Below are 21827 nucleotides of genomic sequence, written 5' to 3' on the forward strand. Positions count from 1 at the left end.
AACATTACTCTACTATGAGTTTAATCCTCATGGAAGCCGAATGTCCCGGGAAGGTACAAACAATCCAGTATTCACCAGCAAATTTAGGTGTATCAAAATAAATAGTTTCGTCAGTTTCTGGCTGAACAATTCCGGTGTGAGCAAGAACCAAATCCGTATCCGGAACATAATTTAAATCCGCACCATCCAATCCTAAATGCAGCGCCAAATCGCCCACTTTATTTACCGACTCTTCCCCTCTTTCCGTTATAACTAAATTATGCAGCATGTCATCATTATTATTGAATGTTATGGCCACCTTAGATTTTCTTCTCAGTTTAAGTTCAGTAATATCATATTTTAACCCCGGCTTAGTACTAATGACTATTTTTTCATCAGGACCGTTTACCCACGTCAACGGCATTTCATTTACTCTTTTAGGTTGAACCAGCCCATTTTTTCCTGTTTTACTTTCAATAGGAGAGGATTGTAAATTACCTCCAGGAACTTCGTTCAACGTATAATATCCAACATCATGCAAAAGCTTCTCTCCACTAGTAGCCTTTAATTCAGGTATTTTCAATTGATGTATAAAACCCAAACGCATACCATTTACTTTCAATTTTACAGAAAGGGCATCATCCGAGATATCAGCCTCTGTAACTACAGCTTTTTGCTGATCTACAATCGGACTTCCATAGGTATTATGATACAAATAATTGAAGGTTGTAATCTGATAGCTAGATGTATCACCTCCCATAGCTTTATTTATAGGCTTAGTAAACTCTAGCAGAAACCCATCAGCTTGAGCCTTCATTGTTTTTACTTCAAAAGGAGTCTTTCCATTCCATTTCAACCGCTGTAAACCGAACATTTTTTTTCCCGTGGATGACCAACCCCTACTTGTCATTCCTACAAACATACTGTTATCGCTACCCCACAACATTCTAAGTATTCCTGATGAAAAACCTTCTACAAAGGGAAAAACAGCACCTTGATAAACACCATTTACCTTTTCCATAAAAACCCGCATGATTTTACTGTGACCTTGATCACCAACAAACATCTGACCTTCAAAAGGTCCGAACTGACCTTTGGTAGTGTCATAAATCATATCTGATGTAGAGATTCCTAAAATGGTGTGCGGCAACCATATTGCCGGCGCTTTTAATTCAGGTACCTTTTTAGAGTACTCGTACAGACTGAGACCGGACTGCTCCTCAATATCCTCTTTTTTCAATTTCAAAGGCGATTTTGGGTCTCCGCTCCACACCAAACCTTCAGGGTTACCTGCAAAATCTCCTTTTTCTAAATGCGTTATACGACCAGAACCCACCCAATCTCCTTGGTTTTCAGAATAAAAAACGTCTCCTGCAGCATTAAGTACAAATCCGGAAGGTGAACGTAATCCTGTTGCTATGGGAGCCATTTCTCCATCGGGAGTAATTTGCAACATCCAACCTCTCCATTTCACCAAACTAGCCCCATGACCTATCCATGAAAGGTTTAACGCTACTAACATATCACCATTTTCCAAAAATTTTGGGCCATAGGAGTAGTCATGATAATTACCGGATAATGGCCAAGAATAAATGGTTTTATACACATCTGCTTCACCGTCATTGTCCCTATCAGTAAGCCGTGTTAATTCTCCCCTTTGGGCGAGATAAAAACTATTTTCCTTGTAATTAAGACCCAGTGCCTCGTGCATACCACTAGCAAATTTGGTGTAATTTGGAGATTTACCATAGGGCTTATCAATTACCCAAACTTCTCCTCTTCTTGTAGAAACCCCCAGTTTATCATCATCGGTAAGCGCCAAGCCGCCAACCTCTAGAACAACATCTTTTGGAATAGGTACATCTATAATATCATAAAATTGAGCCTCCTTTTTGGCTATTTCAGATTGTGCGGCACCAAATTGATAACTACTAAATAGAACTAAAAATAATACTGTTTTATATAAAGTGGACATGCTTTTCTTTTTACCAAATGATACTATATTCAACCTTTTGCTCCCCCGTTGGAATTTTCACTAATAACTCGTCCTGTCCATTCGATTTACGAATTATAGGAGCCAAACTATTATCTGAAAAATCCACAAAATAACTTTCATCGTTAACTATATATGAACCATCCGGAAGTTTTTCTATGGTTTCACCAGAAGCTACCTTATGCCAAATAATACCATCGCCACTAAGGGATATATTTCTGACCAACTTACGCTCATTAGAAGAAGGCTCAATCTTATCCTTAACTATTTTAGAGCCTAGATTTCTAATAAATAAAGGTATTCCATCTTTCCCTAGTTCATAACCATCAGAAAACTGTAATCCTTCCTCCGTAACGGTATTTGGCCACTCAGAACCCTCAGAAGCTAAAGAAGAAAAATCAGGAGTACCGTGAAAGGAAATTGCAAAACCGACGGGTTCCCCTAATTGTCTTATTCCTCTAGCATGCCACATTTGAGTTGCATCTAAAAACTCTCCACTCCAAGCCTGCAGCAAACTTCCGGTGTTTAAGTCATAAGCATAATTTATTTGTTTCGGAGTACCCACAGAAATACAATGCGTACGCTTCAATCCTTTATGCATAAGAAAACTTCGTTGAGTAACCGCCTTATCAGTTGGCTCAACCATTATCTTTCGGTTAACACCTCCCTTATTAGCTGCTAAGGAACTGGGTGCGTGCAATGGCAAATTCTGTATTCCAGGGCCTTCTCCATACAAACTAAAACCAATTACCCAGGGATTGTGTTTGTTGTATATTAATCGGAATGGAACTTTTCCCTCGACTAACGCAACCTTTGCTATCCCAGCTGAGTCAATTATATAGTTGCCATCTCTATTGACAACCGTATCATTATTTATGATAAGTAATCCTCCGGCTTGATTTAATCTAAAATCAAAAATATATTCACCAGAAGTAGGCACTACTAATTGCCCCTGATAATCTAGTATACGGGTCACTTTATCACCAATCGCCATAGATGCAGACAACGTATCGGTAGATACTTCACGTATTGGAACTAGAGTATCTACATTAGGTAACATCTTATCTTGATACTTAAATTCTTTCATTTTCATATCAGCAAAAGACAACCTATCATGCGAGTATAACTTGTACTTTAAGTTCTTAAATGCTACCGGCCCATGATCCCCTTGTATCATTAAAGGAGCCATACTTACCTCTTCTGCCAAAATTCCCCCTCGTGTTGCACCCTTGAGCTCAACATCCTCATGGATAAGAATACCGTTCAGCCATACCTCTTCAAATTCAGCATTTTTAATTTTTTCACCAGCATCGTCAAATTTAGGAGCATGAAAAATAATTTTTAAATGCTGCCATAAACCCGGGGCTTTTGCTGCGTTTATTTTAGGTGCATGTCCCTCGTAACCTTCCTGACCAGCCTCTTTAGATTTATCCCATCTTTGATATATGCCGCCCATGTCTCCATTAGTTGGCTTATTAACCTTCCAACTATCAAAAAGCTGAATTTCATATCTATTCTGAAAATACAATCCAGAATTAGAACCTTTGGGCATCATTACATCCACTTCAAGCTCTATATCACCATGATCAAAAGCAGTCACTAAATTTTTTTTAGCATTTTCATCCGGAATATTGGCTAAAACACCATTTCCATCAATTACGTTCAATATTTTTTCTTTGGAACGATTAATCGTAACACCACCAACTATTTGCCAATTTTCAGTAGTTTCTTTGAAATCACCTAAGCTAGTTAAATCAATTTTTTGAAATGGTAGTGAATGAATCTGAGCGTCTTTACTGACAACATCCTTTTGTTTTTTCCTCTCGGTACAAGAAAATGCTAGAACACCTAAAAGTAGAATGGTAAATTTTATTTTCATTTGGTATAGTATGAATCCAAATATATAAAATAGCCCAGCATCTAAACACAACAATTGGTTCAACTACTATAACATATTGATTAATTTCATATAAAACACTACCTAATTAATACGTTAAGCGAGTTTTTGTCAAGTTCGATTAATAAAATGGGCGGTAATAAAAAAGAAAGTTATTTTCAGTGGAGTTTATCATCCTCATTTCGTTATGGTCCAAAAAAAAAGGTCCCGACCAGTAAAACTGATCGGGACCTCGAAGCAAGGCGGCTTCCTACTCTCCCACCTATTGGCAGTACCATCGGCGCTGACGGGCTTAACTTCCCTGTTCGGAATGGAAAGGGGTGGGCCCCGCCGCCATGGCCACCTAAATTTTGAATATTATAATGACATAAAAATAATGGGACAGTTTAAGAAGAAAAAGAAGAACTATCGTTCCTTTTTAAGTGAAAAGGACGGATGTTATAGAGAAAAGGTTGTCGCCCTCCCCCGAAGGGAAGGGACTTACGTTGCGCAAGCCGTACGGACAATTAGTACTACTCGGCTACGGACATTACTGCCCTTGCACCTATAGCCTATCGACGTGGTCATCTCCCACGGTCCTTTAAAGAAATCTCATCTTGCGGTTGGTTTCGCGCTTATATGCTTTCAGCGCTTATCCAATCCCGACATAGCTACCCGGCAATGCCCCTGGCGGGACAACCGGTGCACCAGCGGTCGGTCCGGCCCGGTCCTCTCGTACTAGGGCCAGGTCCGCTCGAATTTCTAACGCCCGCAGTAGATAGAGACCGAACTGTCTCACGACGTTCTGAACCCAGCTCGCGTGCCACTTTAATGGGCGAACAGCCCAACCCTTGGGACCTTCTCCAGCCCCAGGATGTGACGAGCCGACATCGAGGTGCCAAACCCCCCCGTCGATATGAGCTCTTGGGGGAGATCAGCCTGTTATCCCCGGCGTACCTTTTATCCTTTGAGCGATGGCCCTTCCATGCGGAACCACCGGATCACTATGCTCTTGTTTCCAACCTGTTCGACCTGTATGTCTCACAGTCAAGCGCCCTTGTGCCATTGCACTCTACGTACGATTGCCGACCGTACTGAGGGCACCTTTAGAAGCCTCCGTTACTCTTTTGGAGGCGACCACCCCAGTCAAACTACCCACCACGCACTGTTCCCTCTTGGAGGGTTAGGCCCCGGACAAGCAAAGGCTGGTATTTCAACGGTGACTCCAACACACCTGGCGGTGCGCCTTCAAAGTCTCCCAGCTATCCTACACATTGCTTGACCAAGGTCAATACGAAGCTATAGTAAAGGTGCACGGGGTCTTTTCGTCCCACTGCGGGTAACCGGCATCTTCACCGATACTACAATTTCACCGAGCTCATGGCCGAGACAGTGTCCAGATCGTTGCACCATTCGTGCAGGTCGGAACTTACCCGACAAGGAATTTCGCTACCTTAGGACCGTTATAGTTACGGCCGCCGTTTACTGGGGCTTCAGTTCAATGCTTCCTCCCGAAGGATTCACATCTCCCCTTAACCTTCCAGCACCGGGCAGGTGTCAGGCCCTATACTTCATCTCTCGATTTTGCAGAGCCCTGTGTTTTTGATAAACAGTCGCCTGGACCTCTTCACTGCGGCCCATCTAAAAGATGGGCGACCCTTCTCCCGAAGTTACGGGTCTATTTTGCCTAGTTCCTTAGCCATGAATCTCTCGAGCGCCTTAGAATACTCATCCCAACCACCTGTGTCGGTTTACGGTACGGGCCGCACATCTCGCTTTTCTTGGAAGTCGATACATTGGATTATCACCTTGGCCGTAGCCTCGGTGTACTATCGGGGCGTTACCGCTCCCTTCAACGTGCAATTCCGTCTGCACGCACCAACTTCTCGCCTCCGTCGCTTTCAATGATGTGCGGGTAGCGGAATATTAACCGCTTGTCCATCCACTTCCCCCTTCGGGTCTGCGTTAGGTCCCGACTGACCCCCAGCTGATTAGCATAGCTGGGGAAACCTTGGTCTTTCGGCGTGCGGGTTTCTCGCCCGCATTATCGTTACTTATGCCTACATTTTCGTTTGTAGCTCCTCCAGCATCCCTCGCAGGTACACCTTCAACGGCACTACAATGCTCCCCTACCCCTTGTATAAATACAAAGCCATGGCTTCGGTAATATGCTTATGCCCGATCATTATCCATGCGGAACCGCTCGACCAGTGAGCTGTTACGCACTCTTTAAATGAATGGCTGCTTCCAAGCCAACATCCTGGCTGTCAATGCAGTTCCACCGCGTTTTTTCAACTTAGCATATATTTTGGGACCTTAGCCGATGGTCTGGGTTCTTTCCCTCTCGGACATGGACCTTAGCACCCATGCCCTCACTGCGCAGAAACGTTTTATAGCATTCGGAGTTTGTCAGGAATTGGTAGGCGGTGAAGCCCCCGCATCCAATCAGTAGCTCTACCTCTATAAAACTATCTACACGCTGCACCTAAATGCATTTCGGGGAGTACGAGCTATTTCCGAGCTTGATTGGCCTTTCACCCCTACCCACAGGTCATCCCAAGACTTTTCAACGTCAACGGGTTCGGTCCTCCACTATGTGTTACCACAGCTTCAACCTGCCCATGGGTAGATCGCACGGTTTCGCGTCTACTACTACTAACTATGGCGCCCTGTTCAGACTCGCTTTCGCTACGGCTCCGGACCTGAAGTCCTTAACCTTGCTAGTAAAAGTAACTCGTAGGCTCATTATGCAAAAGGCACGCCGTCACCCCGAAGGGCTCCGACCGCTTGTAAGCGTATGGTTTCAGGATCTTTTTCACTCCGTTGTTCACGGTTCTTTTCACCTTTCCCTCACGGTACTGGTTCACTATCGGTCTCTCAGGAGTATTTAGTCTTGGCGGATGGTCCCGCCGGTTTCACACAGGGTTTCACGTGCCCCGCGCTACTCAGGATACCACTATCTTGCAGGTCTTTACCTGTACCGGGCTATCACCGTCTATGGCCAAGCTTTCCAACTTGTTCCAGTTCATTACTGTTCGAATATCGTGGTCCTACAACCCCGCACATGCCGGAACATGTACGGTTTGGACTAATCCGGTTTCGCTCGCCGCTACTCCCGGAATCACTTTTGTTTTCTCCTCCTCCGGCTACTTAGATGTTTCAGTTCACCGGGTTTGCCTCCTTGCGGATACTATACCTTCAGTATAGTGGGTTGCCCCATTCGGATACCTGCGGATCATATTGTATGTGCCAATCCCCGCAGCTTTTCGCAGCTTATCGCGTCCTTCGTCGCCTCTGAGAGCCTAGGCATTCCCCATACGCCCTTATCTAGCTTGTCGCCAGACCTTTTGTTCTATTCGTATTCGTACTCTTTACTTAAAAAAATTCGTGTTTTTCTTTTTCTTCAGTCCACACACCCCTAAAGATGTATGTCCTGTCCCAATATGTCAATGAACTTGTGGCGAGCCGCCACGGACAATTAAAAATCACCCTGTGGCCACTCATGCAATACATGGGAACAAATCAATCGTCCCCGGGCATCGCCTGGTGGAGAATATCGGAGTCGAACCGATGACCTCCTGCGTGCAAGGCAGGCGCTCTAGCCAGCTGAGCTAATCCCCCATATACTAGTAGTTAGTATATAGTAGTCAGTAGTCAGTACTTCCAACTACTACTCAACTTCTAGAATTTCCTATTCAATATTATTCTCAATGAACGTTCCAAAGCCATTAAACCATAAAATATCACTACTCCATAATTTAACCGACCTTAGGTTGTAGTCCCAGGCAGACTCGAACTGCCGACCTCTACATTATCAGTGTAGCGCTCTAACCAGCTGAGCTATGGGACTGTCCCTACCACTCTTAGTACTCCGTACCAAAAGAAGTATTTATATTATTAATGTGGAGACTTTTCTTGTTGCACTACAGACCTAGATCATATTTAGAACGAGGTGTCGGGGCCTTTTGGAACTTTGGCGATCGACGCTCTAGAAAGGAGGTGTTCCAGCCGCACCTTCCGGTACGGCTACCTTGTTACGACTTAGCCCTAGTTACCGATCTTGCCCTAGGCCGCTCCTTGCGGTGACGGACTTCAGGCACTCCCGGCTTCCATGGCTTGACGGGCGGTGTGTACAAGGCCCGGGAACGTATTCACCGGATCATGGCTGATATCCGATTACTAGCGATTCCAGCTTCACGGGGTCGAGTTGCAGACCCCGATCCGAACTGTGACCGGTTTTGTGGATCCGCTCTGCGTTACCGCATGGCTTCCCGCTGTACCGGCCATTGTAGCACGTGTGTGGCCCAGGACGTAAGGGCCGTGATGATTTGACGTCGTCCCCACCTTCCTCACGGTTTGCACCGGCAGTCCCGTTAGAGTCCCCGACATGACTCGCTGGCAACTAACGGTAGGGGTTGCGCTCGTTATAGGACTTAACCTGACACCTCACGGCACGAGCTGACGACAACCATGCAGCACCTTGCAAATTGCCCGAAGGAAAAGGTATCTCTACCCCTGTCAATATGCATTTAAGCCCTGGTAAGGTTCCTCGCGTATCATCGAATTAAACCACATGCTCCACCGCTTGTGCGGGCCCCCGTCAATTCCTTTGAGTTTCATTCTTGCGAACGTACTCCCCAGGTGGGATACTTATCACTTTCGCTTGGCCGCCCAGGTCTCAAGGACCCGGACAGCTAGTATCCATCGTTTACGGCGTGGACTACCAGGGTATCTAATCCTGTTCGCTCCCCACGCTTTCGTCCATCAGCGTCAGTCGATAGTTAGTCAGCTGCCTTCGCAATCGGTGTTCTATGTAATATCTATGCATTTCACCGCTACACTACATATTCCGCCAACTTCACTATAACTCAAGACCGACAGTATCAAAGGCAGTTCTACCGTTGAGCGGCAGACTTTCACCCCTGACTTATCGGCCCGCCTACGGACCCTTTAAACCCAATAATTCCGGATAACGCTCGGACCCTCCGTATTACCGCGGCTGCTGGCACGGAGTTAGCCGGTCCTTATTCTTACGGTACCGTCAGTGGGCTACACGTAGCCCTTTTTCTTCCCGTATAAAAGCAGTTTACTACCCATAGGGCATTCTTCCTGCACGCGGCATGGCTGGATCAGGCTCCCGCCCATTGTCCAATATTCCTCACTGCTGCCTCCCGTAGGAGTCTGGTCCGTGTCTCAGTACCAGTGTGGGGGATCCCCCTCTCAGGGCCCCTACCCATCGCGGTCTTGGTGAGCCGTTACCTCGCCAACTAACTAATGGGACGCATACTCATCCCCTACCGTAACCTTTAACCATTAATACGATGCCGTAAAATGGTACCATGTGGTGTTAATCCAAATTTCTCTGGGCTATCCCACAGTAGGGGGCAGATTGTATACGCGTTGCGCACCCGTGCGCCGGTCGTCGGCAAAGGAGCAAGCTCCTTCCCGTTACCCCTCGACTTGCATGTGTTAGGCCTGCCGCTAGCGTTCATCCTGAGCCAGGATCAAACTCTTCATCGTTGTTTCATTATATGTTATAAGTCTATCAACCACCAAAAACCTTCCCGGCCCCGACTCTCATCCTAAAATAAAAATCTTAAACTCTAATCTGTATGTTGTCTTACGTAATTCGATCGGAACAGAAAAGTTTCCCTTTCCGCCCCTTCTTACGTTGTCTCCACAATATGTCAAATGAACTTCTATATCCTTCCCGGTCTCCCGGAACCCCTTGGAAAACATCTTACTGTTTGTCTAAGCGGCTGCAAATATACAACTGTTTTTCTAACCGGCAACTTTCTTTTGAAAAAAAATCGAAATCTTTTTCCCGTCCGGCAAAAACAACATTTACAAAGAACCTTTACTCTTTAATAACCCACGCTTAACAAACATCTTCATACCTGTTTTGCGGGCTGCAAATGTAAGACCCTTTTTCGTTTCTCAAAGAGTTTTTTGAATTTTTTTTAAAAAATTACACAATCCACTTACTTACAATAGATTACATATCTCTTAAAAAAGAAGGGCCTTAAAATTAGAATTTTTTATTGATTCCCACAAGTCCCTACATCAACTTTTACGCTTAATGTTTTATTAATTTTCACTTTACACTTACATCAACCTATATAAGAAGCCATAAAACAGCTTTTTCCAATAAGATGCTTTTTCATTTACACCTAAACATATCTTCATCAATTTAAAGTAAGAAACACCTAATAAACTTAACCCTATATATTGTGTGCCTTGTACCTGTATACTATCTTTGCTCCCTTATTACAAAAAATGGGCATGATAAAAATTACATTACCTGACGGAAGTATAAAGGAGTTCGCAAAAGGAAGCACTCCTATGGATATAGCAAAAAGTATTAGTGAAGGCCTTGCACGAAACGTGATTTCCGCAAAATTCAACGATACAACCGTAGAAACCGTCACCCCTCTTAATGAAGATGGGGCACTTGTTCTTTATACATGGAACGATAAAGAAGGTAAAAAAGCCTTTTGGCATTCTTCTTCGCACATTGTTGCTCAAGCACTGGAGGAATTATACCCTGGCATAAAGCTAACCATTGGACCGGCTATTGAAAACGGGTTTTATTATGATGTTGATTTTGGCGAACACACTATTTCTGAAAAGGATTTTGCCTCAATAGAGAAAAAGGCACTTGAAATTGCTCGTGGCAAACACGATTTTAAACTAAGACCTATTTCCAAAGCAGATGCTCTATCTCTATATAAGAGCCAAGGGAATGAGTACAAAGTAGAGCTTATAGAAAATCTGGAGGACGGCAGTATTACTTTTTGCGACCATGATACATTTACCGACTTGTGTCGCGGTGGGCATATACCCAATACCGGTATTGTAAAAGCGATAAAAATACTAAATGTTGCTGGCGCCTATTGGAGAGGCGATGAAAACAAACCGCAACTAACCCGTGTTTACGGAATCTCTTTTCCAAAGCAAAAAGAGCTTACAGAATATCTTGCGCTAATAGAAGAAGCAAAAAAACGTGACCACAGAAAACTGGGAAAAGAGCTTGAACTTTTTACTTTCTCCCAAAAAGTTGGACAAGGCTTACCCTTGTGGCTACCTAAAGGCGCTGCATTAAGAGAGCGATTGGAAAATTTTCTTAAGAAAGCCCAAAAGAAAGCAGGGTATGAAATGGTGGTTACACCTCATATTGGCCAAAAGGAGCTTTATGAAACTTCCGGCCATTACGCTAAATACGGGGAAGACAGTTTTCAACCTATTAAAACTCCCAAAATGGATGAGGAGTTTTTGTTAAAACCCATGAACTGTCCACACCATTGTGAGGTTTATAATTTTAAACCACATTCTTACAAAGATCTACCAAAGCGTTTTGCGGAGTTTGGTACCGTATATAGATATGAACAAAGTGGCGAACTTCATGGCCTTACCAGAGTAAGAGGTTTTACCCAAGATGATGCGCACATTTTTTGCACCCCTGATCAGCTTGACGAGGAATTCAAAAATGTTATAGACCTATCCCTATACGTATTAGGTTCTTTAGGGTTTGACAACTTCACAGCCCAAGTTTCCGTAAGGGATCTTGATACGCCCGACAAATATATAGGTAGCGTAGAAAACTGGGAGAAAGCAGAGAATGCCATTATCAATGCCGCAAAAGAAAAAGGATTGGATTTCATAATTGAAAAAGGTGAAGCTGCTTTTTATGGTCCCAAATTAGATTTTATGGTAAAAGATGCCCTAGGTAGACAATGGCAATTGGGTACCATACAAGTAGATTACAACCTACCTGAGCGTTTTGAACTTACTTACAAGGGAAGCGACAATGAATTACACAGACCTATAATGATTCACCGTGCACCTTTTGGCAGCATGGAACGATTCATTGCCCTGCTACTGGAGCATACAGGAGGTAATTTTCCTTTATGGCTGATTCCTGAGCAGGCTATTGTACTGCCTGTGAGCGAGAAACACGAAAAATATGCCGAAAAAGTTTTAAATTCCTTAGAAAATGACGAAATTCGCGCCCTCGTTGATGATAGGAATGAGACCGTAGGCAAGAAAATACGTGAAGCTGAAATGAATAAAATTCCTTTTATGCTGATCGTTGGGGAGAACGAAGAAGCGTCAAACACCATTTCTGTTCGCAGACATGGCGGTGAGGATTTAGGCTCTATTTCCCTAGAACAGTTTTCAGACTTGGTAACTAAAGAAATAAATAGTACCTTAAAGTCGTTTTAAAAAATTTAAGTTTAATTAAAAAGAATTAGTCATAGCAATACGAAAAAGATTTAGGCCCCAACCTAGGAGGGAAAATAAAAACCCTCACAAAATCAATGAAAAAATACTAGCACCTAAAGTAAGGTTGGTAGGTGATAACGTTGAAGTAGGTGTATACCCTATAAGGGTAGCTCTAGATAAATCGGAAGAAATGGCTTTGGATTTGGTTGAAATATCACCAAACGCCGAGCCACCGGTATGTAAGATTATAGATTACAAGAAGTTTCTTTACGAACAAAAGAAGCGTGAGAAAATCATGAAGGCCAAGGCCACTAAGGTTATCGTAAAAGAGATCCGTTTTGGTCCTAATACGGACGATCATGATTATGAATTTAAGAAAAAACACGCAGAAAAGTTCTTGCAGGACGGTGCTAAATTAAAAGCATACGTTTTCTTTAAGGGACGTTCTATAGTTTATAAAGATAAAGGTGAAATTTTACTTTTAAAACTTGCCCAAGATTTGGAAGAGTTAGGAAAAGTAGAACAATTACCAAGATTAGAAGGCAAGCGAATGACCATGTTCATAGCCCCTAAAACAAAAAAATAAACGTAACATAGTTATACTATGATTACTAGAGAAGATACTGACATCTGTCCGCTATTTGCGGGCAGTTTCAGCATAAATAAGTGAGATTCATATAAATAGGAAAAATGCCTAAACAAAAAACAAAATCGAGTGCCAAGAAGCGTTTTAAGCTTACCGGTACTGGTAAAATTAAAAGGAAGCACGCTTTTAAGAGTCACATCTTGACTAAAAAGTCTAAAAAGCGTAAGCTTAAGTTAACACATGATGGATTAGTTCATCAAGCGGATGTTAACAGTATTAAAGAACAATTACGTTTAAAGTAATATTCTTTACGGTAAAAAAGTATTAACCATGGAGTTAGGCTCAAAAAGTGTGCACATGAAAGCACCGCCTACTACAAAAATTTAAAATTATGCCAAGATCAGTAAATGCAGTTGCTTCTAGAGCCAGAAGAAAAAAGGTGATGAAGCAAGCCAAAGGTTACTTTGGAAGACGTAAAAACGTTTGGACAGTAGCCAAAAATGCGGTAGAAAAAGCAATGTTATATGCTTACCGCGACAGAAGAAACAAGAAAAGAACCTTCCGTGCCCTATGGATTACCCGTATTAATGCAGGTGCCCGTTTACACGGATTGTCTTACTCTCAGTTTATGGGGAAATTAAAAGCTAGCGAAATTGAATTGAACAGAAAAGTTCTTGCAGATTTAGCAATGAATCATCCAGAAGCTTTTAAGGCCATCGTAGACCAGGTTAAATAAATTAAGAATACATCTCACTTAGAAAAAACCCAATACGTACGTATTGGGTTTTTTTATTCCCCGTAAGCCGTGATAACAAGGTTTCTACCGGATGCATGGTTTCTATGCTCACAAAGATAAATTCCTTGCCAAATACCTAGGTTGAATCTTCCATTAGTTATCGGAATATTTACCGAAGCCCCCATCAGAGATGCTTTAATGTGTGCCGGCATATCATCCGGCCCCTCATAAGTATGAATATAATACCGAGCGTTTTCAGGCACCATTTTATTCATATGACTTTCAAAATCTTGCCGTACAGTTGGATCTGCATTTTCATTGATGGTCAAACTTGCCGATGTATGTTTTATGAAAATTTGACACATGCCTTTCTTAATATTCTTTAGTTCGGGAAAGCCATGCAGTACTTCTTCCGTTATTAAATGAAAACCACGGTTATAAGCTTTAAGCCTTATTTCTTTTTGATAGAATTTCATATACTTTATATATCAAATAAATGTAAAACTTTCTCAATACGAACGCTAATTAAATTATGAACAGATACCTTTGCACCTTCTAAAAATTTCACATGGATCTATCGAAGATTAAAATGGTCGTTACCGATATGGACGGCACATTGTTAAATTCCAATCACGAAGTGAGCAGTCGATTTTTTGACCTCTTCAAAAAAATAAAGCAACAAGGTATTATCTTCGTTGCTGCTAGCGGAAGACAGTACCATAGTATTGTAGAAAAACTTCAGCCAATACAAAACGATATCATCGTTATCGCCGAAAACGGTGGTTATGCAATGCATAATACAACTGAACTATTAGCGACTCCCCTACCCAACGTATCCAAAAACATGGTTCTTGATGTTTTGGGTTCTATTGAAAATATTCACCCTGTTCTCTGCGGTAAGCATAGCGCCTATATAAAAAGTGATTCTAAAGAGTTTGAAGCTAAACTTCGTGAGTATTACACCGATTATAAGATAATTGACGACTTAAAGGATTTTGATGGGGAAATATTGAAAATTGCAATTTATCATTTTGAAAGCTCGGAAAAATACATCTACCCCTCAGTAGCTCACTTAGAGAAAACTCTGAAGGTAAAAGTATCCGGAGAAAACTGGGTAGATATTTCTAGTCTAAATGCTCACAAGGGCTATGCGCTTCAAAAAGTACAAGAACGTTTTAATGTAACACCTGCTGAAACCCTAGTTTTCGGAGATTATAACAATGACCTTGAAATGCTAGCTCTTGCTGATTTTAGCTTTGCTATGGAAAATGCGCACCCCAATGTGAAAACAGCAGCCAACTACCTCACTGACGACAATGACAATTTTGGGGTAGAGAACGTTCTGCAAGCAATGTTGGTAGATATAGAAACAAACAAAGAAGCAAATTAAATTGGAGTACTTAGTAAAGAACTAGGTAAATACCCCATTGTTTTCTTAAAGGCTACCGTAAAGTGTTGTGGATTGGAATAGCCTACTTCATAGGAGGCTTGAGCAATAGTGAAGTTTTCTTCAAGTATCAGCGCTCTTGCTTTCTCCATCCGTAGTTGCGTTATGTATTTGAATATTGTAGTGTGAAATACTTTCTTAAAGCAGCTTTTTAGCTTTGTGGTATTAAAACCAGCCATCTCAGATAACTCTTTTATGGTAAGCTTTCGCTTTAGGTTCTGTTTGATATATAAACTCACTTTTTCTATGGTCTCTTTATCCAAAACAGACAATTGAGCGCCACCATCCATCTCCTGCATGCCATTATCTTTCCCTAAAAAAACCTCTATCACCAAGCATCTAATTTGAGATTCTATAAAATTGGTTTTGGCGCTTCCAGTATACGAACAATGTAAAATTTCTAGGAGCAACTGTCTAAGTTTACCCGGTATAGCCCTCCCTTCACTCCATAGGCATTTCGGTTTTTCTACTGAAGTATCAACAAAATTTTCAAAAGTTGAATCGTGCTCTGTTCCCAATAAGTCTTCAAGAAACTCTTTAGCAAAGAATACCTCTACGGAAACATACTCCTTCCCTTTGAGCTTTTCAAAACCAACAAGTTCTGGCCACTGCACAAGGTTATAGCTGCCAGAGGAGATATTCACTTTGGTTTTACTTTCCGGATTGGTAAAGTTATAATTCCCTTCAAGCACAAAATGAATACCAAAACAGAAATTTCCATTTTTATATTCTGTTTTAGAAAAACTATCCAAACTTAATTTTCGCAATAGCACCAAGGCACCGTCCAAGCTGAGTTCTTGTTGATTACCCGTAACTCCTTTTTCTAGTGTAAATGCTTTAGTCTTCGCAGAAATATCACCTAACAACTCAACGGAATCAATACCCTTGTCTATACTATGTTCTGTAGATGGAAAAAGACCTATTCTCATTTATTCCTAATTCGTAACTAATACTTCCTTTTGCGTTATTCCTACCTGAAATCCTAGATTAGTTTTGCAAAGTTATTTATTTAGACTAAATCTGAATAAAAACAAACAGATTTTTTTAAAAATAATATGAAGAACATATTTACGGCTTTCTTTTTCATGGCATTCGTATCCATACAAGGACAAGAAACTTCTGGTATTATATCCGGTGTAGTGAGTGATGCCTCTGGAAAGCCCTTGCCTTTTACAAGTGTTTTGTTAGAGGGTCTAAAACTTGGTGTTTTAACAGATGACAATGGCGCGTACAGCCTTGATAAAGTTCCTTTTGGCACACATAAAATCGTCGCATCTTTTATTGGGTGCGGCACCCGCTCAAAAACAGTTGAAGTCAATAAAAATACCAACAATATTAAACTCAGTTTTACACTGGAGGAAAACGTTGAGAATTTAAACGAGGTTACGGTAAATGGCAAGAGCAAAGAGACAGAACTTGAAACAAAAGGTTTTGCAGTAAATGCCATCAACACACAAGAAGCCAGTCTTAGAAGCATTCAAACCAACGATTTACTGAACACTACAGTAGGGGTTAAAATACGCCAAAACGGCGGTTTAGGATCCAATGTTCAATATAGCCTTAACGGTTTATCAGGTAGGTCTGTAAGTATCTTTATAGATGGTATTCCTATTTCCGTATACGGTTCTTCTTTTAGCTTAAACAGCATTCCTACTTCTATGATAAAGAACATTGAAGTGTATAAAGGAGTGGTACCAGGACACTTATCTAGCGATGCTATTGGCGGGGCCATTAACATTATATTACACAAAGGAGCCAAAAACAACTTGAATGCTTCCGTTTCATATGGTTCGTTCAACACCTTACAGACAAATTTAAATGGAGCCTATAGATTTGATACATCTGGTTTTACCGTAAAAGCATCGGCTTTCCACAACTACTCGGATAACGACTATAAAATTTCAGGAAGAACCATTGTTGATACTGCTCCCAACGGCGTAGAAACCCCAATAGTTGCGAGAAGGTTCCATGATGCCTACCGTTCTACAGGAGGCATGGCACAAATAGGATACACCAATGTTAGCTGGGCCGATCAGTTCTTAGTAGGGGTAACGGCTTCCGATGAATATAATGAAGTACAACATGGTATTTTCGTAACTAAACTACCTTATAAAGGTCGCTTTTTAGAATCTGATGCCATATTAGGAAATCTAACCTATCAAAAGAGAGATGTTTTTGCTAAAGGGCTTGATCTTAATATCACCGGTGTATACGGCAAACGTAATCGCATCATAAATGACACAGTTGCTGAAGCGTATAGTTGGACAGGGGAAAGAAGAATTGGTTTTGATGGTGAGTACCTTGACTACATATGGGATTCCCAAAATGAAAATGGACCAACACTGGCCAAAATAGTCAGAAATGTATCTTCCGCTCGTTCAGGTCTATCATATGCTATTAATGACAATCACAAAATCCTTTTAAACCACGTTTATAGCGGTGTTGACCGAGAAGATAGTGATGAAATGATATCGCTACTAGAAAACACATTTCAACAAACAAGTGATTTATATAAACATATTACTTCTTTGAGTTATGAGGTAAATGCCTTTGATGAAAAACTAAACTTAAATGCCTTTGGCAAATACTACCAGCAAAAAGTTAAGAATACCCAACCTGAATTTAATGAAGATAATACCGAAGTTATAGATAAAGTTTACGAAAGTAATGTGGATTATACGGGATATGGTTTTGCTGCCTCGTACATCATTATTCCCTCGATTACCTTGTTAACATCTGCTGAAAAAGCCATTCGCTTACCAAGTGAAAACGAAGTTTTTGGAGATGCGGGAGAAAATTTGCTCCCTAACTTAACCATTAAACCAGAAACAAGCAACAATTTAAATTTAGGTTTTAGACTTGGTAAGTTCAATATTGACAAGCATGGCCTTACACTCGCTGCCAATTTTTTTACCAGAAATATTGAAAACAGAATTGGGTTGCCTGTAAATGCGGATGCATTAAGAGACAGCGATGAGTTTGTGCAGTATGCCAATTTAGAAAATACAGCCGAATCTAAAGGTATTGAAGCAGAATTCAACTACACCTACAATAGCAACCTTGGGTTTAATTTCAACATAACCCACATGAGCTTAACCACGGTAAATTCAGGTTTCCAAACGGACGTTCCTAACGTACCCCTATCGACCATGAACGCTGGTTTGCGGTATACCATTAAAGATTTAATCCAATCAAAATCAGTAATCAATCTCTTTTATAACGCTTACTACACAGATGAATTTGCATTCAAGTTTGCTGCAGGAACCAATACTACAGGGGAGGAAGAATTTTTAATTCCACAACAGTTTGCTCACGACTTTGGGCTAAGCTATACTTTCCCAAAGAAGGATTTTGTATTGAGTCTTGATGTTAAAAATATTTTTGACCAAGACGTCTATGACAATTTATCGGTTCAAAAACCAGGAAGAGGCTTTTATTTTAAACTTAATTATACAATCAATAATTTTTAAATATCTAAATAGAATCTATTATGAAACGACCCGTATTAAATTTGAAATCATATGCCATTGCCATATTTGCCGTTGGTTTTATGACCGCTTGTAGCAGCGATGACAATACAGTAACACCGGAAACTGAACAAGAAGAGGAAGAGGTGGAAGAAGTAGAAGAGGTAGAATCAAGATGGATTACCATAGCTGGAGCCAAAATGGGAGACAACCCAGGAGATGGAAACGGTGGAACTCTTATATATTCCATAACCAGTACAGATGCTAAAGACCCTACGGTACAAATAGACCCTTTTAACAATGGTTTTGTAGCCCCATCTAACAGAACAGCAAGATTACAAGCTTCAGAAGACGGTAATACTGTTTTCAATATCAGTTATGCTGGTGATACAGGAGGCAACTATACCAAATACACCGTAAATGGAGGGAGTGATTTTGAGCTAACAGGTTCTGAAATAAGTATAGCTCCTTATGTGGGTACCGCTCCAAGATGGATAAAATTGTTTGATGGAGATAATACAGGATCTGCCGTATATGTATCTACAGAACACCAAGTTGATGATAACGGTACTCCTAATGAAGTAACCGATGACACATACATACGCACAAGTCAGACCATTGGTGTAGTTACATTAGACTTAGTTGATTCTAAAATAAACGCATTTGAAGAACATGAAATTGGACTAAGTGATGAAGAAGAGGCACAAGGTTATTATATCTCTAGAATTGATATGCCAACGTTAAATGAGGCAGGAGACAAGTTATATATTGGTGCGCGTGTAAGCAAAGTAGACCCAACAACGCTTGAAAGCGATAGCGATTATGAAATTTTGGGTTCTAAAACTATTGTTTTGGATTATCCATCCTTATTGAACCCTACTATTATTACATCTACAGTAGGACATGGAGATACAAACGGTTACCGCAGTATCAATTCTTTTGAATATGGCGGAAGCGTTTATCAAGCTAACCAAAACGATCCAGAAGGTTCTCATATCTTAAAAATTGGAGCTGACAACTTGTATGATGATTCGTACGATTTTAACTTAGATGACGCTTTAGGGGTAACTGGTGCATACGTTTTAGCATGGAGACCTGCAGCCAATGGAAAAGCAGTTTTGGCTTACCGTCATGATGGGTCTGCAGAAGGTATTTCCGGTAGAGGAGAAAGCTTTTTTGCATTAGTGGATTTGAACGCAAAAACCGCAACTCAAATAAACGATATTCCTTACGAAGTAGATTTTGAATTATTCCAATACCAAGGTTATGCGGTAGACGGAAACGAAATCTACCTTACACAAGCGCCTGTTGGAAAAAACGGAAATATCTATGTAGTAGATACAGAAACTGGCGAAGTAACCAAAGGTGCCGAGTTAGTTAATGCAACAGGCAGCCATTTTATTGGCGCTTGGTAAACCTTTAAAAATATTAATTTTACAATACCATTATCGGGCTAAATGTCCGGTAATGGTTTTAACAAATTAGAACCTAAATTATACGAACATGAAAACAACTATTTTTAGAAATTTCGTTTTAGTTCTCAGCATCGCTCTTGTTTCCATCAGTGCTATGGCTCAGAGAGGCGGCCCAAAAGATTCCAATCCTTTTTTAAATAGGGACTATTGGGAAAATCAACCCAGTATCAGTGCTATTGAAACTACCATAAAAGAGGGCCACTCGGCAACCGTAGCCAACGGTGGCGGTTTTGACGCAACTACTTTTGCCCTATTGGCCAATAACCCTTTAACCACCATTAAATATTTGGTCGAGCAGGGTAATGATGTAAACAAAAAAACACATGATTCCCGTACCTATATTTTCTGGGCTGCTTACAGTGGGAACGTAGAAGCAATGGAATACCTAATTGAGAAAGGTGCCAAACTAGACGTAGTGGATTCTCACGGGTACTACCCTAGTGCTTTTGCTTCTGCAGGCGGACAAGCAAATCCTAAAATTTATGAATTGTTGATTGCCAATGGTGCCGATTTAAAAAATGAGAAAGACCATCATGGTGCTAACATAATCTTAGTGGCAGTGTCCAACGCTAAAGACCTTAAATTCACAGATTATTTAATTTCTAAAGGTCTAAATATCAACGCAACGGATAACGATGGTAACGGTATCTTTTATTATGCAGCAAAAGGTGGAAATATAGATGTTCTTAAAGCTCTAAAAGAACGTGGTGTTTCAACAACTAAAAATGATAAAACCGGTGATAATGCTATTCTTGCTGCAAGTAGAGTTGGCCGTGGCGGTAGCAACGGCATAGCCGTTTTCCAATATTTGGAAGGACTGGGTATTGCACCTAATGTTGTTTCTAAGGATGGTACCACACCTTTGCATAATTTAGCATCATCTAAAGATATTAAAGTTTTAGACTACTTCATATCAAAAGGTGTAGACCCCAATGCCATAGATGCAGAAGGTCAAACCGCCCTAATAAAGGCTGCTGGAAGAAATGACCTAGAAGTTATCACCTATTTTGCTGAGAAAACCGATAAAATCGATCATTCTGATAAAGACGGACATACTGCTTTAACCGCTGCCATTCAAAACAACAGTGCAGATGTAGTAACGTATTTAATCTCTAAAGGAGCTAGCGTTGATGTTCTTGATAAAAAAGGAAACAACTTGGTTTCTTACCTTTTTAACGGTCGTGGAAAACCTCGTGATTTTGATGCTAAGGTTGCCGCATTAAAAGGTGAAGGTCTTGATTTTACACAACTACAAGGCGATAATAGCACGGTATGGCATTTAGCAGTTGCAAAAAACAATTTGGGTCTTCTCAAAAAGGTTAAGGCATTTGGTGCAGATATCAACGGCAAGGATAAAGATGGCAACACCCCGTTACATTATGCGGCCATGAAAACCGAAAATGCAGAAATCTTGAAATTTTTGATTGCAAATGGAGCCGACTTAAAGTCTACTACCGAATTTGGAGAAACTGCCCATGATTTAGCAAGCGAGAACGAATTATTGGCCAAAAACAAGGTTAATCTTCAATTTTTAAACTAGTTCCCATGAAAAATTCAATAATCAAGACCGTTAGTACACTTGGCTTAGCGTCTGCTTTCTTTGTATTATCATCTTTTGTAAAAGAGACGGAAGTGAGTTATAAGTGTATGATTCAAATGACAAACTATACTGGTGAAAAAGCCTATGTAGTGGTTTCTTTGATAAATCCTGATGGGACGTACGAAAAAACACTTTATGTTCAAGGAGATGATAAAGAATGGTTTCCGGATTTAAAAAACTGGTGGGAGTTCAGTGATGGTACCAAGGAAAATGTAGATGCCATTTCAGGGGCTACCATTGGCAACGGAGAGCGGAATATTATATCTTTGGGCTTCAATGCCGCTCATATTGATGCGGGTTATAAGGTTCGTTTTGAGTCTGCGGTAGAGAATCAAGAATACTATGCCGTGGATGCAGAAATTCCATTGAACTCTGCTACGATTAAGGAAAAAGTAGACGGAAAAGGTTACATCCGTTATATAAGAATGGTACCAAACAGATAGCT

General features: G+C 41.0%; 13 protein-coding genes, 2 tRNA genes and 3 rRNA genes. 9 read left to right on the forward strand and 9 right to left on the reverse strand.

Translation table 11 applies throughout. The annotated features are described in order from the left end of the window. Positions 1-4: 4 nt before the first annotated feature. The 7 genes from P0077_RS01915 to P0077_RS01945 form a co-directional block, all read right to left on the reverse strand. A complete protein-coding gene (locus P0077_RS01915) occupies positions 5-1954 on the reverse strand; it encodes a sulfocyanin-like copper-binding protein (RefSeq protein ID WP_276167495.1) in 1950 nt (649 codons plus the stop codon). A gap of 10 nt (positions 1955-1964) precedes the next feature. Then, positions 1965-3851 carry a 3-keto-alpha-glucoside-1,2-lyase-like domain-containing protein gene (locus tag P0077_RS01920; RefSeq protein WP_276167496.1) on the reverse strand — a complete coding sequence of 629 codons (1887 nt, stop codon included), beginning with the start codon at positions 3849-3851 and terminating at the stop codon, positions 1965-1967. A gap of 255 nt (positions 3852-4106) precedes the next feature. After that, positions 4107-4216: ribosomal RNA gene (rrf, locus tag P0077_RS01925) — 5S ribosomal RNA — on the reverse strand. A 138-nt stretch (positions 4217-4354) separates the two neighbouring features. Beyond that, positions 4355-7187 (reverse strand): 23S ribosomal RNA (locus tag P0077_RS01930). Positions 7188-7392: 205 nt separating this feature from the next. After that, positions 7393-7469 (reverse strand) — tRNA-Ala (locus P0077_RS01935). A 155-nt stretch (positions 7470-7624) separates the two neighbouring features. Further along, positions 7625-7698: transfer RNA gene (locus P0077_RS01940), tRNA-Ile, on the reverse strand. A gap of 142 nt (positions 7699-7840) precedes the next feature. After that, positions 7841-9368: ribosomal RNA gene (locus tag P0077_RS01945) — 16S ribosomal RNA — on the reverse strand. The 16S, 23S and 5S rRNA genes sit together here with 2 tRNA genes alongside, the layout of an rRNA operon. 762 nt (positions 9369-10130) lie before the next feature. Between P0077_RS01945 and thrS the strand changes: the two genes are divergently transcribed. From thrS to rplT, 4 genes are all read left to right on the forward strand, one after another. Continuing rightward, entirely contained in the window at positions 10131-12071 is a 1941-nt protein-coding gene (gene thrS, locus P0077_RS01950; RefSeq protein ID WP_276167497.1) for a threonine--tRNA ligase, read from the forward strand. A 37-nt stretch (positions 12072-12108) separates the two neighbouring features. After that, entirely contained in the window at positions 12109-12657 is a 549-nt protein-coding gene (infC, locus tag P0077_RS01955) for a translation initiation factor IF-3 (RefSeq protein ID WP_276169161.1), read from the forward strand. A 104-nt stretch (positions 12658-12761) separates the two neighbouring features. Further along, the gene (gene rpmI, locus P0077_RS01960; protein WP_027064530.1) at positions 12762-12959 is read left to right on the forward strand and encodes a 50S ribosomal protein L35; all 198 of its coding nucleotides are present in this window, start codon (positions 12762-12764) and stop codon (positions 12957-12959) included. 89 nt (positions 12960-13048) lie between these two features. Next, on the forward strand, positions 13049-13393 hold the full coding sequence (rplT, locus tag P0077_RS01965; RefSeq protein ID WP_194524229.1) for a 50S ribosomal protein L20: 345 nt from the start codon (positions 13049-13051) through the stop codon (positions 13391-13393). A 53-nt stretch (positions 13394-13446) separates the two neighbouring features. Here rplT and P0077_RS01970 read toward each other — a convergent pair whose 3' ends face one another. Next, positions 13447-13869, reverse strand: coding sequence for a secondary thiamine-phosphate synthase enzyme YjbQ (locus tag P0077_RS01970; RefSeq protein WP_276167498.1), 423 nt, complete (start codon positions 13867-13869; stop codon positions 13447-13449). A 92-nt stretch (positions 13870-13961) separates the two neighbouring features. Here P0077_RS01970 and P0077_RS01975 point away from each other — a divergent pair, with 92 nt between their 5' ends. Then, a complete protein-coding gene (locus P0077_RS01975) occupies positions 13962-14783 on the forward strand; it encodes an HAD family hydrolase (protein WP_276167499.1) in 822 nt (273 codons plus the stop codon). Here P0077_RS01975 and P0077_RS01980 read toward each other — a convergent pair. Further along, positions 14780-15769: a helix-turn-helix transcriptional regulator gene (locus P0077_RS01980; protein WP_276167500.1), complete on the reverse strand. Its 990-nt coding sequence runs from the start codon at positions 15767-15769 to the stop codon at positions 14780-14782. The two genes, P0077_RS01975 and P0077_RS01980, sit on opposite strands and share 4 nt — an antisense overlap. A 126-nt stretch (positions 15770-15895) precedes the next feature. On the opposite strand from P0077_RS01980, the gene P0077_RS01985 reads away from it, so the two are divergent. The 4 genes from P0077_RS01985 to P0077_RS02000 all read left to right on the forward strand — a co-directional run bounded on the left by P0077_RS01985 (position 15896) and on the right by P0077_RS02000 (position 21825). Beyond that, entirely contained in the window at positions 15896-18310 is a 2415-nt protein-coding gene (locus P0077_RS01985) for a TonB-dependent receptor (RefSeq protein WP_276167501.1), read from the forward strand. 20 nt (positions 18311-18330) lie between these two features. Further along, the gene (locus tag P0077_RS01990) at positions 18331-19722 is read left to right on the forward strand and encodes a DUF4374 domain-containing protein (protein ID WP_276167502.1); all 1392 of its coding nucleotides are present in this window, start codon (positions 18331-18333) and stop codon (positions 19720-19722) included. Positions 19723-19810: 88 nt separating this feature from the next. After that, positions 19811-21322: an ankyrin repeat domain-containing protein gene (locus P0077_RS01995; protein ID WP_276167503.1), complete on the forward strand. Its 1512-nt coding sequence runs from the start codon at positions 19811-19813 to the stop codon at positions 21320-21322. Between the two features lie 5 nt (positions 21323-21327). Then, positions 21328-21825, forward strand: coding sequence for a DUF2271 domain-containing protein (locus tag P0077_RS02000; protein WP_276167504.1), 498 nt, complete (start codon positions 21328-21330; stop codon positions 21823-21825). The last annotated feature ends 2 nt before the right edge of the window (positions 21826-21827 follow it).

The organism is Zobellia alginiliquefaciens (assembly GCF_029323795.1).
GTDB lineage: Bacteria > Bacteroidota > Bacteroidia > Flavobacteriales > Flavobacteriaceae > Zobellia > Zobellia alginiliquefaciens.